14 protein-coding genes are annotated in these 14,737 nt (G+C 72.3%); 8 read left to right on the top strand and 6 right to left on the bottom strand.

Translation table 11 applies throughout. The features are described from left to right. Window positions 1-197: 197 nt before the first annotated feature. Both pobA and ABZ780_RS09285 read right to left on the bottom strand, forming a co-directional pair. The gene (pobA, locus tag ABZ780_RS09290; protein ID WP_357485440.1) at window positions 198-1,370 is read right to left on the bottom strand and encodes a 4-hydroxybenzoate 3-monooxygenase; all 1,173 of its coding nucleotides are present in this window, start codon (window positions 1,368-1,370) and stop codon (window positions 198-200) included. Between the two features lie 23 nt (window positions 1,371-1,393). Next, window positions 1,394-2,854 carry a benzaldehyde dehydrogenase gene (locus ABZ780_RS09285; RefSeq protein ID WP_357485439.1) on the bottom strand — a complete coding sequence of 487 codons (1,461 nt, stop codon included), beginning with the start codon at window positions 2,852-2,854 and terminating at the stop codon, window positions 1,394-1,396. A gap of 312 nt (window positions 2,855-3,166) precedes the next feature. Between ABZ780_RS09285 and ABZ780_RS09280 the strand changes: the two genes are divergently transcribed. Genes ABZ780_RS09280 through ABZ780_RS09245 form a run of 8 tightly spaced genes read left to right on the top strand, consistent with a single transcriptional unit; the run spans window position 3,167 to window position 9,443 of the window. Further along, window positions 3,167-3,985, top strand: a complete 819-nt coding sequence (locus ABZ780_RS09280) for a CoA-transferase (protein WP_357485437.1) — start codon at window positions 3,167-3,169, stop codon at window positions 3,983-3,985. A gap of 38 nt (window positions 3,986-4,023) precedes the next feature. Beyond that, window positions 4,024-4,791 (top strand): CoA-transferase subunit beta, encoded by a 768-nt coding sequence (locus tag ABZ780_RS09275; RefSeq protein WP_357485866.1) that lies wholly within the window; start codon window positions 4,024-4,026, stop codon window positions 4,789-4,791. 12 nt (window positions 4,792-4,803) lie between these two features. After that, window positions 4,804-5,556: a protocatechuate 3,4-dioxygenase subunit beta gene (gene pcaH / locus ABZ780_RS09270; RefSeq protein WP_357485436.1), complete on the top strand. Its 753-nt coding sequence runs from the start codon at window positions 4,804-4,806 to the stop codon at window positions 5,554-5,556. Continuing rightward, on the top strand, window positions 5,549-6,121 hold the full coding sequence (pcaG, locus tag ABZ780_RS09265; protein ID WP_357485435.1) for a protocatechuate 3,4-dioxygenase subunit alpha: 573 nt from the start codon (window positions 5,549-5,551) through the stop codon (window positions 6,119-6,121). Before pcaH ends, pcaG begins: the two co-directional genes overlap by 8 nt. Continuing rightward, complete coding sequence (pcaB, locus tag ABZ780_RS09260) at window positions 6,096-7,436, top strand: 3-carboxy-cis,cis-muconate cycloisomerase (RefSeq protein WP_357485433.1); 1,341 nt, start codon at window positions 6,096-6,098, stop codon at window positions 7,434-7,436. The genes pcaG and pcaB overlap by 26 nt, the downstream gene beginning before the upstream one ends. Further along, on the top strand, window positions 7,433-8,212 hold the full coding sequence (pcaD, locus tag ABZ780_RS09255) for a 3-oxoadipate enol-lactonase (protein WP_357485432.1): 780 nt from the start codon (window positions 7,433-7,435) through the stop codon (window positions 8,210-8,212). Before pcaB ends, pcaD begins: the two co-directional genes overlap by 4 nt. Further along, on the top strand, window positions 8,209-8,589 hold the full coding sequence (pcaC, locus tag ABZ780_RS09250) for a 4-carboxymuconolactone decarboxylase (RefSeq protein ID WP_357485431.1): 381 nt from the start codon (window positions 8,209-8,211) through the stop codon (window positions 8,587-8,589). Before pcaD ends, pcaC begins: the two co-directional genes overlap by 4 nt. Continuing rightward, entirely contained in the window at window positions 8,586-9,443 is an 858-nt protein-coding gene (locus tag ABZ780_RS09245; RefSeq protein WP_357485430.1) for an IclR family transcriptional regulator C-terminal domain-containing protein, read from the top strand. Before pcaC ends, ABZ780_RS09245 begins: the two co-directional genes overlap by 4 nt. A 62-nt stretch (window positions 9,444-9,505) precedes the next feature. Here the strand turns inward: ABZ780_RS09245 and ABZ780_RS09240 are convergent, their stop codons facing one another. The 4 genes from ABZ780_RS09240 to ABZ780_RS09225 all read right to left on the bottom strand — a co-directional run bounded on the left by ABZ780_RS09240 (window position 9,506) and on the right by ABZ780_RS09225 (window position 14,339). Then, window positions 9,506-10,210 (bottom strand): DUF4386 domain-containing protein, encoded by a 705-nt coding sequence (locus tag ABZ780_RS09240; protein ID WP_357485428.1) that lies wholly within the window; start codon window positions 10,208-10,210, stop codon window positions 9,506-9,508. Between the two features lie 198 nt (window positions 10,211-10,408). After that, window positions 10,409-11,497 (bottom strand): hypothetical protein, encoded by a 1,089-nt coding sequence (locus ABZ780_RS09235; protein ID WP_357485427.1) that lies wholly within the window; start codon window positions 11,495-11,497, stop codon window positions 10,409-10,411. A 43-nt stretch (window positions 11,498-11,540) separates the two neighbouring features. Then, window positions 11,541-12,686, bottom strand: coding sequence for an SPFH domain-containing protein (locus ABZ780_RS09230; protein WP_357005435.1), 1,146 nt, complete (start codon window positions 12,684-12,686; stop codon window positions 11,541-11,543). Between the two features lie 333 nt (window positions 12,687-13,019). Continuing rightward, entirely contained in the window at window positions 13,020-14,339 is a 1,320-nt protein-coding gene (locus ABZ780_RS09225; RefSeq protein WP_357485426.1) for a cellulose binding domain-containing protein, read from the bottom strand. Window positions 14,340-14,737 lie beyond the last annotated feature (398 nt).

The raw sequence follows: 14,737 nt of genomic DNA, 5'->3' as shown, positions 1-14,737 counted from the left end.
CCCTTCCTGGGCAGGGGTGGTGGGGTGCGTCAAGAGCCGGCGGATGCCTCGGATCTGCAGGTGGACTACCGCTGCGTGGGGGCACGCCGCTGTGCTGGCCATGGTCAGTCACCCTGGCATTGAATGTCAAGAATTTTCTGACGCCCGTCAGGAATAGGTTGAACAACGCTGCGCTGCCGCTCGGGCTGCCCAGGCGGTCAGACCTCGGGAAGGCCCACGTAGTTCTCCGCCAGGCTCGTGGCGTAGGCGCGGGAGGTGGCGACGTACCGCAGGGTGGCGGTCTGGAGGTTCGCCTCGTACGGGTCGTCGCGCTCCAGCCGGTGCAGCATCGAGGTCATCCACCAGGAGAAGTGCTGGGCTCGCCACACCCGGCGCAGTGCCGTGGCCGAGTAGGTCTCCAGCAGCTCGGTGCGCCCCTGGTCGTACCACGCGGCGAAGGCGTCCCCGAGCAGCGCGACGTCGGCGAGGGCCAGGTTCATGCCCTTCGCGCCGGTCGGGGGGACGATGTGCACGGCGTCCCCGGCCAGGAACAACCTCTGCCACTGCATCGGCTCGACCACGAAGCTCCGCATCGGAGTGACGGATTTCTCCAGGATCGGCCCCTCGTTGAGCGACCAGCCCGGCACCGTCTCCAGCCGCGCCCGCAGCTCCGCCCAGATCCGCTCGTCCGGCCACGCCGCGATGTCCTCGTCGGGCGCGACCTGGAGATAGAGCCGCGAGATCTCCGGCGAGCGCATGCTGTAGAGGGCGAACCCCCGCTCGTGGTTGGCGTAGATGAGTTCCTCCACCGCCGGCGCGGCGGCGGCGAGAATGCCCAGCCAGGCGAAGGGGTACGTCCGCTCGTAGGTGGTCAACACGCCGTCGGGCACCGCCCCGCGGCTCACCCCGTGGAACCCGTCGCAGCCGGCCACGAAGTCGCACCGCAGCTCCTCGTCGCGCCCGTTCCGTCGAAAGTGGACGACCGGCGAGTCCGAGTCGAGGCCGTCCAGGCGTACGACGTCGGCGTCGAAGAGGATCGAGCCGCCGGCCGCGAGTCGGGCGGCGATCAGATCCTTGACCACCTCCTGCTGCCCGTAGACGGTGATCGCCCGCCCGGTCAGCTCCGTCATCGGCACCCGGTGCGACTCCCCGGCGAACCGCAGCTCGATGCCCTCGTGTCGCAGCCCCTCGCGGTGCAGGCGCTCGCCGAGGCCGGCGCGGGTCAGCAGGTCGACGGAGCCCTGTTCGAGGACGCCCGCCCGGACCCGGTGCTCGACGTAGTCACGGCTGCGGCTCTCCAGCACCACGGATTCGATTCCGTGCAGGTGCAGCAGGTGCGACAGCAGAAGTCCTGCCGGCCCGGCTCCCACGATGCCGACCTGGGTACGCATCTGCGGCATTCTCCTCTCCGATGTCAGAACGGGTACCGCGTGATGGTGCCCCGCACGGTGAGCCACTGGGTCTCGGTGAACGCGTCGACGTTCGCTGCCGGCCCGCCGAACCGGGAGCCGGTGCCGGAAGCCCCGACCCCGCCGAACGGCGCGACGGCCTCGTCGTTCACCGTCTGATCGTTGATGTGCACGATCCCGCTGGGAATCCGGTCGGCGAGGGCCATCGCCTTCATCACGTCGCGGCTGAGTATGCCCAGCGACAGGCCGTACTCGGTCTGCCGGGCCAACGCCACGGCCTCGTCCTGGTCGGCGAAGGCGATCACCGGCGCGACCGGGCCGAAGACCTCCTGGGCGTACGCCGGTGTCGTGGGGGTGACGTCGGCGAGCACCGTCGGCCGGTAGAACAGCCCCTCGTACGTGCCCCCGGCCGCCAGCCGGGCGCCCGCGTCGACGCTCGCCGTGACCAGAGAGTGGATCTTGTCGCGTTGGCGCTCGTCGATGATCGGCCCGAGCGCCACCTGCTCCTTCGCAGGGTCGCCGACCGGCAGGTGGTTCGCCTTCTCCGCCAACAGCTCGACGTACCGCTCGGCCAGACTCGCGTGCACCAGGTGCCGGCCGGTGGTCATGCAGATCTGACCCTGGTGCAGGAAGGACCCCCAGGCGCCGGCGGAGACCGCGAGGTCCAGGTCGGCGTCGTCGAGGACGATAAGCGCCGAGTTGCCGCCGAGTTCGAGGTGCGCCCGTTTGAGGTGGCGTGCGGCCGCCTCGCCGACCGCGCGGCCGGCCGCGGTCGAACCGGTGAAGCTGATCACCCGTACGTTCGGGTCGGCCACCAGCGCCTCTCCGGTCTCGACCCCGCCGGGAAGGACGTGCAGCAGTCCGTCGGGCAGGCCGGCCTCCTGGAAGACCCGGGCGATCGAGACGCCGCCGCAGACCGCCGTGCGCGGATCGGGCTTGAGCACCACGGCGTTGCCCAGCGCCAGGGCCGGGGCGACGGAGCGGGTGGCCAGGATGAGCGGGAAGTTGAACGGCGCGATGACGCCGACAACGCCGTCGGGCAGCCGGCGAGCCAGGCTGAGCCGCGGTTGCGCGCTCGGGATGATCTCGCCGAGCGGGTGCGAGGCCAGCGCCGCAGCCTCGTAGCATTCCTGCGCTGCGGTGTCAGTCTCGACGGCGGCCTTGGGCGGGATGGACCCGGACTCCCGCACGATCCAGTCGCCGATCTCGGCGGAGTGCCGCTCGAACAGCAGCCCGGCCCGGCGCAGCACTGCGGCCCGCTCGGCGTAACCGGTGGCGGCCCAGGCCCGCTGGGCGGCGGCCGCGCGGGCGCAGGCCCGCGTCACGTCGTCGGCGTTCGCCACGCCGACCTGGCCGATTTCCTCCCCGGTGGCGGGGGAGCGCACCGGCGCCGTGCCACCGGCCGGCTCAACCCAGCCGTCGCTGTGGAGCGTGCCCTGCCAGATCGTGGCGTCCAGCAGTGTCATGGGGTCCTCCTGGGAGCGTGGGGCCGATGGGGGTGATCCCGGGCGCGACCGGGCGGGGCGGACCGCCTTCGCAAGGGGCCGGAAGCTGTTCGCTCACCGAACGGCCGTTCTCTTCATGAACGTTGGCACGCGGTCCGGCTCGCGTCAACGCATCGCCCGGAGTGAGTTCCGTGCACGGTGGACGGTGCGCCTCGGGCCGGACGAACCCGTCGTTGACGGATGCCGTTGTCCGCCGTACGTTCGATATGGGGACGGCAGTTCGCATAGCGAACGCCCGGCGGTGCCAAGGTTTTGTGGGAGGCGGGGAGGCTCATGGCGACGCTCGTCTCGCTGGCCGACGGGGTGGCGGACCTGGTCCGCGACGGCGATGTGGTGGCCCTGGAAGGGTTCACGCACCTCATCCCGTTCGCCGCCGGCCACGAGATCATCCGTCAGGGACGGCGGGACCTGACCCTGGTGCGGATGACCCCCGACGTCATCTACGACCAGCTCATCGGCGCGGGATGTGCCCGTCGCCTGGTCTTCTCCTGGGGCGGTAACCCGGGCGTGGGGTCGCTGCACCGCTTCCGCGACGCCGTGCAGCACGCCTGGCCGAATCCGCTCGAGCTGGAGGAGCACAGCCACGCCGGCATGGCGAACCGCTACGTGGCCGGGGCGTCCGGGCTGCCGTTCGCCGTCCTGCGCGGCTACACCGGCACCGACCTGCCCCGGCACACCGCCAACATCCGGCCCATCACCTGCCCCTTCACCGGAGAGACCCTCACCGCCGTCGCGGCCCTGCGTCCCGACGTGACAGTGGTGCACGCGCAGCGCGCCGACCGGGCCGGCAACGTGCAGATGTGGGGCATCACCGGTGTGCAGAAGGAGGCGGTGCTCGCCGCGCACCGCTCGCTGGTCACCGTCGAGGAGATCGTGGACGAGTTGGCTCCCGTGCCCGGGCAGGTCGTCCTGCCCGGCTGGGCGATCACGGCCGTGGCCGAGGTGCCCGGTGGCGCACACCCCTCCTACGCCCACGGCTACTCCGTACGGGACAACGACTTCTACCGGGCGTGGGACGCCGTCAGCCGGCACCGCGACACCTTCCGGGACTGGCTGGACCAGCACGTGCACAAGGCCGGAGCGGCGGCGTGAACGAGCAGACCACACCGGCGGACTGGACGGCGGACGAGATGATGACCGTCGCCGCGGCGCGGCAACTGCGCGACGACACCGCCTGCTTCGTCGGGATCGGGTTGCCCAGCACCGCGGCGAATCTCGCCCGGGCCACGCACGCCCCGAACCTGGTGCTCATCTACGAGTCCGGCTGCCTCGGCGCCAAGCCGGACCGGCTTCCGCTCTCCATCGGGGACGGTGTCCTCGCCGACACGGCCGACGCGGTGGTGTCGGTGCCCGAGGTGTTCAACTACTGGCTCCAGCCCGGCCGGATCGACGTGGGCTTCCTCGGTGCCGCGCAGCTCGACCGGTACGGCAACATCAACACCACGGTCGTCGGAGGTGACTACGACGCCCCGGAGGTCCGGCTTCCCGGCGCCGGGGGAGCCCCGGAGATCGCCGCCTCCTGCCGCGAGGTCGTGGTGATCGTCCGGCAGAATCGCCGGACGTTCACCGAACGGGTCGACTTCGTCACCTCGGTCGGCTACGGGTCGGGCCCGGGTGACCGGGAACGGCTCGGTCTAAGCGGCGGCGGGCCACGCCTGGTGATCACCGATCTCGGCGTCCTCGAACCCGACCCGGTCACCTGCGAGCTGACGCTGACCCGCCTGCACCCCGGGGTGACCCGGGAACAGGCACGCGCGGCCACCGGCTGGGACCTCGCCGTCGCGGAGCGGCTGACCACGGGCGAGCCGCCGACGGCACAGGAGTTGGCGGTGCTGCGGGCCCTGGAGGCGACGAAGCAGCCAGGGCCGCAGCGGCAGGCCGTGGCACCGGAAGTCTGACGGGAGACGACCATGACCCAGAACTCCGTCCACCGGGCCGACACCGGCCTGGTGCTGCCGCAGTACCGGCGGGACGACGTCGACGCCCACCCGCCTCTGCTCAGCCCCGGCTACAAGTCGACAGTGGGGCGGGCGCCGAAGCACCCGCTGACCTACCTGCCGCAGCGGCTGACCGAGATCACCGGGCCGCTTCTGGGGGAGGGGCGGCTCGGCGACCTCGACCACGACCTGACCCGGCAACACGACGGGGAGCCGCAGGGGCAGCGGATCATCGTGCACGGGCGGGTCCGTGACGGCGACGGCCGACCGGTGCCCCACACGCTCGTCGAGATCTGGCAGGCCAACGCCGCCGGCCGGTACCGCCACGCGGGCGACACCTGGCCGGCACCGCTCGACCCCCACTTCGAGGGAGTCGGCCGGGCGCTCACCGACGAGCGGGGGCACTACCGGTTCATCACTGTGCAGCCCGGCGCCTACCCCTGGCGCAACCACGACAACGCCTGGCGGCCAGCGCACATCCACTTTTCCCTCTTCGGCCGCGCGTTCACCCAGCGCCTGGTGACGCAGATGTACTTCCCGGGCGACCCGCTCTTCTTCCAGGATCCGATCTTCAACTCGGTCCGCGACCCGGACGCCCGCAACCGGATGGTCGCCCGGTACGACCACGCCACGACGGTGCCGGAGTGGGCGCTGGCGTACGAGTTCGACATCGTGCTGCGGGGCCGGGCGAGCACCCCCTTCGAGGGCGAGGACGACGATGAGTGAGCGGTTGGGTGTGACGCCCGCGCAGACCGTCGGGCCGTACCTGCACATCGGTCTGCGCTGGTCCGACGGCCCGTACGTCGTCCCCGAGGGCACGCCGGGGGCGTTCTGGATCCGCGGCCGGATCCTCGACGGCGCCGGGGAGCCGGTGGTCGACGCGCTGGTGGAGAGCTGGCAGGCGGACCCGGACGGCCGTTTCGACCACCCGGACGACCCGCGCGGGGCGCGGCCACCGGCGCTGGCGGGCTTCCGTGGCTTCGGGCGCAGCGAAACCGACGGGCAGGGGTGGTACGAGCTGCTGACAGTGAAGCCGGGACCGCTGCCCGACCCGGACTGCGGCACCGAGGCACCTCACCTGGCCCTGTCGGTCCTCGGGCGCGGTCTGCTGCACCGCCTCGCCACCCGGCTCTACTTCCCCGACGAGCCGGCCGCGAACGCCGACGACCCCGTCCTGCGCAGCGTGGACGCCGACCGTCGGCACACGCTGCTGGCCAGTCCCGCGCCGGACGGACTCCGCTTCGACATCCGCCTCCAGGGTGACCGTGAGACAGTCTTCTTCGCCGTCTGAGGGCCTGCTTGGCGGCCTCTCCGGCGCCCCCGACGTTGACCCGGAACTCAGCGATACGGCCCTGCTGCGGGCCATGCTCGACGCGGAGGCCGCGCTCGTCCGGGCCGCGGCGGACGTCCGCGTCCTGCCCGCACCGGCGGCCGACGCGATAGTCGAGCAGTGCCGCGCCGAACGCTACGACCCGTCGTCCCTCGGCCGGGCGGCCGACGCCGCCGGCAACCCGGTCGTCCCGCTCGTGCGGGAGTTGACCGCCGCAGTGCCCGAGCACGCCCAGGGCTGGGTGCATCTCGGGGCTACCAGCCAGGACATCCTCGACACCGCGCTGAGCCTGGTGGCAGTACGGGCCCTCGGGCCGCTGCTGCGCCACCTCGACGCCGCAGTGGACGCCGCCGCCCGCCTCGCGGACACCCACCGGGACACCGTGCAGGTCGCCCGGACCCTCGGACAGCAGGCGGCACCCACCACGTTCGGGCTCAAGGCCGCCGGCTGGATGACAGGCCTTGTCGACGCCCGGGACCGGCTTCGGCAGGCGGGCGCCGCCCAACCCGCGCAACTCGGCGGCGCGGTCGGCACCCTTGCCGCGCTCGGCCCGGCCGGCCCGGACATCGCCGAGCGCTTCGCGGCGCACCTGGGCCTGCCCGCCAGCCCGCTGCCCTGGCACACCCGCAGGCAGCCCCGGCTCGACCTGGCCGCCGCCCTCGGTGGGCTTCTCGCGGCCACCGGCAAGGTCGCGCTCGACGTCGGGCTGCTGGCCCAGACCGAGATCGGCGAGGTCGCCGAGGGCGGGGCCGGGCGGGGCGGCTCCTCGGCGATGCCGCACAAGCACAACCCGGTGGACTCGGTGCTTATCGGCTCCGCCGCGCGGCGCGCTCCAGGCCTCGTCGCCACGCTGTTCGCCGCCGCCGTGCAGGAGCACGAACGGGCGGCCGGCGCGTGGCACGCCGAGTGGGAGCCGCTGCTCGATCTGCTGCACCTGGCCGGCGGTGCCGCCAGCCGGTGTGCGCGGATGCTGGCCGAGCTCCAGGTTCGCCCGGAGCGGATGCGCAGGAACCTCGACGCCACGGGTGGGCTCGTGCTCGCCGAGGCCGTCGCCGCGCGGCTGGCACCCGCCCTCGGCCGCAGCGCCGCACACGACCTGGTTACCCGCGCGGCCGCCGCACCATCGTTCCGCGCGGCCCTGCTCGCCGACCCGCAGGTCCGCGCCCATCTGTCCGAGGCGGAGGTCGACGAGGCGCTCGACCCGTCTCGCTGGCTCGGCTCGGCCGGTCTGTTCGTCGACCGTGCCCTGGCCTCCGTTCGGGGGCCGGGAACGTGACGTCGCGGCTGCACACCATCGTGGACGGCCCGGCCACCGCACCGGTGCTGCTGCTCGGCAGCTCCCTCGGTACGACCAGCGCGATGTGGGAACCCCAGGTCGCGGCCCTCGCGCAACGGTTCCGGGTCATCCGGTACGACCACCTGGGCCACGGCCGCTCGGCGGTGCCGGCCGGGCCGTACACGCTGGATCTGTTGGGTCGGGAGTTGCTGCGGACGCTTGACGACCTCGACGTGCCGCAGGTCCACTGCGCGGGTGTGTCCCTCGGCGGCATGGTCGGCATGTGGCTCGCCGCGCACGCGCCCGACCGGGTGCGGCGGCTGGCGCTGCTCTGCACGTCGGCGTCGCTCGGTCCGCCCGCACAGTGGTGGGATCGGGCGGCGACCGTACGAGCCGCCGGCCTGCCGGTGATCGCCGACGCGGTGGTGTCCCGCTGGTTCACCCCGGCGTTCGCCGCGGCGCGCCCGGACGTGGTCACCGCGTACCGCGCCATGCTGACCGCGACGTCGCCCGCCGGCTACGCCGCGTCCTGCGAGGCGATAGCCACGATGGACCTGCGCCCCGACCTCGGCCGGGTTGTCGCGCCGACGCTGGTCGTCGCGGGGGCGGACGACCCGGCCACCCCGCTGGAGCACGCCCGCGAGATCGTCGGGCGGATCCCGGGGGCCCGGCTGGCCGTGGTGCCTGCGGCGGCGCACCTGGCCAACGTCGAGCAACCCGAGCAGGTGAGCCGACTCCTGCGGGACCACTTCGACGAGGAGCCTGGTGGACGATGAACGACCGCGAGCGGCACGAGGCAGGCATGACGGTACGCCGGCAGGTGCTGGGTGACGCGCACGTCGATCGCGCGGTGGCCGGCACGGACGACTTCACCGCCGACTTCCAGGACTTCATCACCCGCTACGCGTGGGGAGAGGTCTGGACCCGGCCGGGCCTGGATCGGCGTACCCGCAGTTGCATCACCCTCGCCGTGCTCGCCACTTTGCACCACGACGAGGAGTTGGCGATGCACGTCCGCGCCGCGCTGCGTAACGGACTGAGCGCCGAGGAGGTGGCGGAGGTCCTGCTCCAGGTCGGCGTCTACGCTGGCGTACCGGCGGCCAACCGGGCGTTCAAGGTGGCCCGGGAGGCCCTGCGGCAGGAGGCCGGGTGAGCGTGCGCGCGGAGGCGACCAGATCGCCGGAGTTCGTCCAATCGCTGGAGCGCGGGCTCGCGGTGATCCGGGCGTTCGACGCCGACCACCCGCAGCTCACGCTCAGTGACGTGTCCAGGAGGACCGGGCTGACCCGGGCCGCCGCGCGCCGGTTCCTGCACACCCTGGTCGAGTTGGGTTACGTGCACACCGACGGCCGGCTCTTCTCGCTGCGGGCGCGGATCCTCGACCTCGGCTACGCGTACCTGTCGAGCCTGAGCCTGCCGGAGGTCGCGCAGCGGCACATGGAGGCGCTTGTCGCGCAGGTGCGCGAGTCCTGCTCGGTGTCGGTGCTCGACGGCGACGAGGTGGTCTACGTCGCCCGCGTCCCCACCAAGCGGATCATGACGGTGGGGATCAGCGTCGGCACCCGGTTTCCCGCGTACGCCACGTCCATGGGCCGGGTGCTGCTCGCCGCCCAACCGGCGGACTGGTTGGACGCCTACCTCGCCAAGGCGGAGCTGCGGCCGTTGACCCGGCGCACCATCACCGACCCGGGGAAGCTGCGGACCGTCCTGACGAAGATCGCCACCCAGGGGTACGCGATCGTGGACCAGGAGTTGGAGGAGGGGCTGCGTTCCCTGGCCGCGCCGATCCACGGCGAGAACGGCGCGGTGGTGGCCGCGGTGAACGTCTCCGCGCACGCCTCCCGGGGGTCCTTCGAGGTGATCCGCCGGGACCTGCTTCCGCCGCTGCTGCTCGCCGCGAAGCGGATCGAGGAGGACGTCCGGGGCGGCCACACCCGGGCAGGTGCCGACCCGTCCGCCACCCACGTCGAAGGCGCGGGCCACCCGATTCGACAAGCCAGCCGATGAGCGAGGTCCGGCGGCGGCGCGGGGCCTGAACCGCGACCGGTGGCGGCGGCCCTCCTGGCGGGTCAGACGGTGGCGCCCTCGACGGGCCGAACGCCGCCGGCGGCCATGTCCGCGGTGACCGGCGAGGGCTTGAAGCCCTTGACGATCAGATAGACGCCCAGCGAGAACTCCCACACGGCGATGGGGAGGGCCGCGATCGCCGTCACCGGGGACAGCCGGTCCCAGAGGCCGAACAGGATGCCGAGGTCGGCGGCGACGAGCAGGGGTGCTCCGACGAGCCCGAGCAGCGGCAGAACCCGCGGTACGAGGCGTGCCTGGTACAGCAGGGAACCCAGCAGCAGGGCGTTCACGGCAGGCAGGAAGCTCTGGCTGAGCAGGAAGACCGAGTCGTAGAAGGCGACAAGCATCTGACCGGTGACGAGCGCGTCCGCTCCGGCGTCGGCCCGTCGCAGGGCCACGACCGTCAGGAGGCTCGCGACGCCGATGAAGATGCCGGCGGCTTCGAGGACCCGGGCGCCGACGAAACCCAGCGCTCGGGCCTCACCCTGCCGCTTGAGCACCGGGTACAGCGCGATGGCGGTGCCGATGCAGGCGAGGGCGACGATCACCTCAAGGGCGGCGCCGACGACGACCGTTGTCTCCGACGTGGTGCCGACGATGTAGTCCGCCTCGCGCACCGGTTCGTACAGGGTGAGGGTGGGGATCGAGACGAAGGTGAGCAGGTAGAACACGCCCGCGGTCAGCGAGGTCTTCCTCAGTGCGTCCATCGGGGGCCCCTTTTCGTCGCTGCCGCTCAATCGATGGTGGTCATGCCGTCACCCTCCTGCGGATCACGGCGGTCGCGAATCGGCCACTCGGGCAATCCTCGCCGCGCCCGCCGGATCACCGCGGCGGCGGGCAGGAAAGCGCCAACGGCACGGGCGACCGGTATCCGTTCGCGGTGGCCCGTGCCGCGTTGTGGGGCGCTAGCGGCTCATCATGTACGCCACCACGAGCCCGACCAGCGCCAGCGCGGCCAGCACCGCCATCGCGATCTTCGCGGCGCTGTACGGGCGCTCGCCGATGACCTCGCCGGTCCGGGCGTTGACCAGGATCTGGTACGACTTGCCGGCGTGCAGGTAGGCGGCGATCCACACCGGCAGCAGCATCAGCTTGTACGACACGTCCGAGTACGCGGTGTCCACCGAGGACACCCGCTGCTCGTCTCCGCCGATGTCGGACCGGCAGTCGCCCTCGATGACCGGAGCCATCCGCGCCTTCGCCTCGGTCAGCCCCGCCTCGGGCTCGGTGTCGTAGCGCAGCGCGTGATAGCCGGCCAGGTAGTCGCCGTGGTACGCGACCGCCTCGGCCAGCGGCCACGGGGCCAGCTCGTCGAGCTGCTTCGTCGGCAGGTGCGTGGTGGCGGGCACCAGCACGTCGTCGAAGTCCCGGCGGACGGTGCCGCTCGCCGAGTGCCACCGGGTGTGGCGCACCTGTCGGGTGCGCGTCTCCTGCTTACCGTCCACCGTCACCGTGTATGTCTCGGTGACGTAGTAGTACTCGCCGCGCTGACCCTGGTAGTCCGACACGGTCCGCGCGTCGAACGTCCAGTGCGGCAGGTAGGTGCCCTTGAGGGTCTCCGCCTCGCTGACCTTCTTGAGGCTCCCCGGCGCGAACCAGCGGCTGCGGCACCACGTGCCCAGGGCGGTGCGCACGCCCGACCGGTCCACCGCGAACGGCAGCACCGCCTCCGGAGCGATCAGCTCGCCGGGCACGTTCTCCGCCACCAGTGGCGTGGCGCAGAACTGGCAGCGCTTGGCGATCGCGTCGCTCTCGGTGTGGGCGCCGCAGGCCGGGCAGACGTACGCGTGCGCGGCGACGCTGCCCACCGGCTTGCGCGGCAGGCTCGCCAACTCGTTGTACGCGTGCTCGCGCACCTCCCGTCCGGCGCCGGCGATCTGCTGCTGGTGCCCGCAGTACGGGCAGCTCAGCGTCGCCGCTCCCGGCGCGTACTCCACCCGGGCACCACAGCCCCCGCACCCGTACGTCGCCGGGGATACCGTCGTGTCGCTCATTGCCTTCTCTTCCCTCGCAGCGGTCCGTCGGCCTGCCGTGCGCTCACTGCGGGGGCAGCGGCGGCGGGACGCTGGCCAGCACCGAAGCCAGCTCCGGCACCTGCCCGGCGGGCTGCCACTGCGCCATGCCGGCCTGCCACACGAGCGTGTCCGGGCCCAGTGCGCCCGCGCCGACCTGCTCGGCCAGCCCGCCGAGGTCGTACGGGCCCTGCCGCTGCCCGGCGACGCCGACGTACCACTGGGCCTGGTTCGGCAGCGGCGGCGGCCCGGCGGCGGCCGGCTGCGCGGGGGTCGGCTGCGCGGGGGGCGCCGACGGCTGCGGCGCGCCCGAGCCGCCCGCCATCGCCCGGGACATCTGCTGGCCCATGGCCATGCCCATGCCCAGCCCGATGCCGGCGCCCGCCTCGCCGCCCGGGTTCTTGGCGGCGGCCTCCATGGCGTTGGCCGCCTGGAACTGGGTGTACCGGCCCAGGTCGCCGACAGCGCCCATGCTGGTGCGCTTGTCCAGCGCCTGCTCCACCTCCGGCGGCACGGAGACGTTCTCGATGACGAACTTGGGGATCGCGATACCGACCTCGGCCAGCTCCGCGGTCAGCACGCCCGCCAGGCGGCGGCCGATCTCGTCCTGGTGCGCCGCCAGGTCCAGCAGCGGCACGCCCGCGGTGGCCAGCGCGTTGCCCAGCCGTCCCACGATGAGCTGCCGCAGGTATTCCTGCACCTCCTCGGTGCGGAACTGCGGATCGGTGCCGACCAGCTCCCGCAGGAGCTGCGACGCGTCCACCACCCGCGCCGCGTACGCGCCGAACGCCCGCACCCGGACAACGCCGAACTCGGCGTCGCGCAGGATCACCGGGTTCTGCGTTCCCCACTTCATGTCGGTGAACTGCCGGGTGTTGACGAAGTACACCTCGGCCTTGAACGGCGAGTTGAAGCCGTACTTCCAGCCCTTGAGAGTGGACAGGATGGGCATGTTCCGGGTTTCCAGCGTGTACGTGCCGGGAGGGAACGCGTCGGCGATCTGTCCCTCGTTGACGAACACCGCCGTCTGGGACTCGCGGACGACCAACTTGGCGCCCATCTTGATCTCGTTCTGATAGCGCGGGAACCGCCAGACGATCGTGTCGCGGCTGTCGTCCAGCCACTCCACGATGTCGACGAACTCGCCCCGGAGTTTGTCCATCAGACTCATTGCGTCCCCTTCCCTCGCCGCCGAGGCTCGGCGTCGCGGGCGACGATAGCAACCCCCCGCTACCTGCGAAAAGTACGTCTGTGAGCCCATCGGCTGCCGCCGATAACCGCCTCGACCAACGGATGAGGGCAGCCACCGCCGAACGCACGGGCCGACCGGCACGGGCGTCTGCCCGAGGTGTGGTCCCGGGCGGCCGGCGGTGGCCGATCGGTCAGGGAACGCCGCCGGGCGTCCCCGTCGAGGTGCGCAATTGTCCGTCCATATCCGACGCCGTCACGGGTGCGCCACGTGGGTCCGGAGCCGAGTGGCTCCGGGCCCACGTGGCGCCGTCGCTCAGGGGCTGGTGCAGGTGAGGTTGCTGGCCGGCGTGGTGCCGTCGCCGGTGGCGGTGAACCCGAAGGTGGTGGAGGCGTTCGGGCCCAACGATCCGTTGTACGGGGCGTTGCGGACGCTGACGGTGCCGGTGGTGCCCGTGTTGACGCCGTTCCAGAGGCTGCTGATGGCCTGGCCGCCGGCCAGGCTCAGACGCACGGTCCAGCCGTTGATCGAGGTGGTGCTGGTGTTGGCCACGGTGACCTCAGCCTGGAAACCGCCGGGCCAGGTGTTGACGGTGCGGTAGGTGGCGGCGCAGGCGCCCGGCCCACCGGTCGGCGGCGGGGTGGTCGGCGGGGCGGTGGTGGGCGGGGCGGTGGTGGGCGGCGTGGACGTGGGCGGCGTGGTCGTCGGCGGGGCGGTGGTGGGCGGCGGGGTGGACTCGAACTGGGTGAAGAACCGCCAGATCTCCGCCGAGGTCCACGTCCGGGAGTCGTTCGGGCTGGACGACCCGTCGACCGGGCTGGGGGTGTGGTCTCCGTCGAAGGCGGCCCACTGCACCGGGTACCCGGCCCGGCAGCCCGAGTAGGTGGTGGTGATGTGGGTGAGGCTGCCTCGGCTCGGCTCGCGCGGGCTCTGCGCGGTGCAGCCGTTGTTCCGGACGAACGTGTCCCGCACCGATCGACCCATGGAGATGTTCAGCACACTGTCGAAGGTGCCGTGGATGCCGAAGTAGGCGACGGGTTGGGTGCCGCCGTTGCATCCGCTGAGGTTGGCGCCGGACAGAACGGTGACCGCGCGGACGATGTTCGGCCGGGCACAGGCCACCGCGTAACTCATCGCCCCGCCGTAGCTCCAGCCGAGCGCGAAGCGCTGGGTCGTCTCGACGCAGAGGTCGTTCTCGATCTGCCGGGAGATGTCGTCGAAGAGGGTCAGGTCCCGGCCGTTGGTGTTGGCCCAGCCGTTGTCGAGGCCCTGCGGCGCGACGAAGATCGTGCTGTTGTTCGACAGCGGCTGCAGACCGTAGTAGCCGGCCGAGGCGACGTTGTTGGCCGAGCCGTTCAGCCAGTGGAAGCCGAAGACCAGCCGGTAGGGGTGGTTGCGGTCGTACCCGTCCGGGATCCGCAGGATGTAGGTGCGGTTCTGCCCGCCGCTGGAGATGGTGCGCGTCCCGCTGGTCAGGGTGGGCGCCTTGCCGCAGCCGGCGGTGGCCGCGAGCGTGCCGTTCGTCGCGGCCTCCGCCGTGGCGCCGAGCGCGCCGCTCAGCGCCGCGCCGGTGGTCGCCGCGAGAAGAACGGCCGCGGCGGCGATGGACGAGAAAAGCTGTGTACGTTTCACCATTGCTTGCCTCCTTGCCCTTGATCGTCTGGGCCGGTGGTGCGCGCGACGTCGACCGAACGACCGCCGGCAGTGCCCCGCTCGTCCGCCGTCGGAGAGCCGGTTGGTGCGCGTGCGTTCCACCGATGCCGGGGGCGCCCGTGCGGGCGTGGGGAGCTGGGCATGCGGCCGGGTCGGAGTCGCCCGATGGCCGCCTGCGGTCAGCCTGCGTCGGCGGAGCGGCCCGGACTGGTCGCCGACCGGCCAGGCGACGAGGCGGAGTGGCCACCGAGTGCCCTGCCGAGTGACGGCGCGACGGGGAGCGTGCCCTGCGCTCCCGCGCCGAAAGATAGCAGTTTATCGATAACACCTTCAACCGCTGTCTTGCGGAAAACGTGGCGACGCGCGTCGTCCCCGACGGT

It is taken from the genome of Micromonospora sp. NPDC047467 (assembly GCF_040643095.1).
Classification (GTDB): domain Bacteria; phylum Actinomycetota; class Actinomycetes; order Mycobacteriales; family Micromonosporaceae; genus Micromonospora.
The sequence above is the reverse complement of the archived record's forward strand: the minus strand, read 5'-3'. Positions and strand labels throughout refer to the sequence as shown.

Excerpts from the sequence above, each read along its gene's own strand:
- pobA (WP_357485440.1), bottom strand. The coding sequence starts at position 1,370 with ATGCGTACCCAGGTCGGCATCGTGGGAGCCGGGCCGGCAGGACTTCTG.
- ABZ780_RS09285 (WP_357485439.1), bottom strand. The coding sequence starts at position 2,854 with ATGACACTGCTGGACGCCACGATCTGGCAGGGCACGCTCCACAGCGAC.
- ABZ780_RS09280 (WP_357485437.1), top strand. The coding sequence starts at position 3,167 with ATGGCGACGCTCGTCTCGCTGGCCGACGGGGTGGCGGACCTGGTCCGC.
- ABZ780_RS09275 (WP_357485866.1), top strand. The coding sequence starts at position 4,024 with ATGATGACCGTCGCCGCGGCGCGGCAACTGCGCGACGACACCGCCTGC.
- pcaH (WP_357485436.1), top strand. The coding sequence starts at position 4,804 with ATGACCCAGAACTCCGTCCACCGGGCCGACACCGGCCTGGTGCTGCCG.
- pcaG (WP_357485435.1), top strand. The coding sequence starts at position 5,549 with ATGAGTGAGCGGTTGGGTGTGACGCCCGCGCAGACCGTCGGGCCGTAC.
- pcaC (WP_357485431.1), top strand. The coding sequence starts at position 8,209 with ATGAACGACCGCGAGCGGCACGAGGCAGGCATGACGGTACGCCGGCAG.
- ABZ780_RS09240 (WP_357485428.1), bottom strand. The coding sequence starts at position 10,210 with ATGGACGCACTGAGGAAGACCTCGCTGACCGCGGGCGTGTTCTACCTG.
- ABZ780_RS09235 (WP_357485427.1), bottom strand. The coding sequence starts at position 11,497 with ATGAGCGACACGACGGTATCCCCGGCGACGTACGGGTGCGGGGGCTGT.
- ABZ780_RS09230 (WP_357005435.1), bottom strand. The coding sequence starts at position 12,686 with ATGAGTCTGATGGACAAACTCCGGGGCGAGTTCGTCGACATCGTGGAG.
- ABZ780_RS09225 (WP_357485426.1), bottom strand. The coding sequence starts at position 14,339 with ATGGTGAAACGTACACAGCTTTTCTCGTCCATCGCCGCCGCGGCCGTT.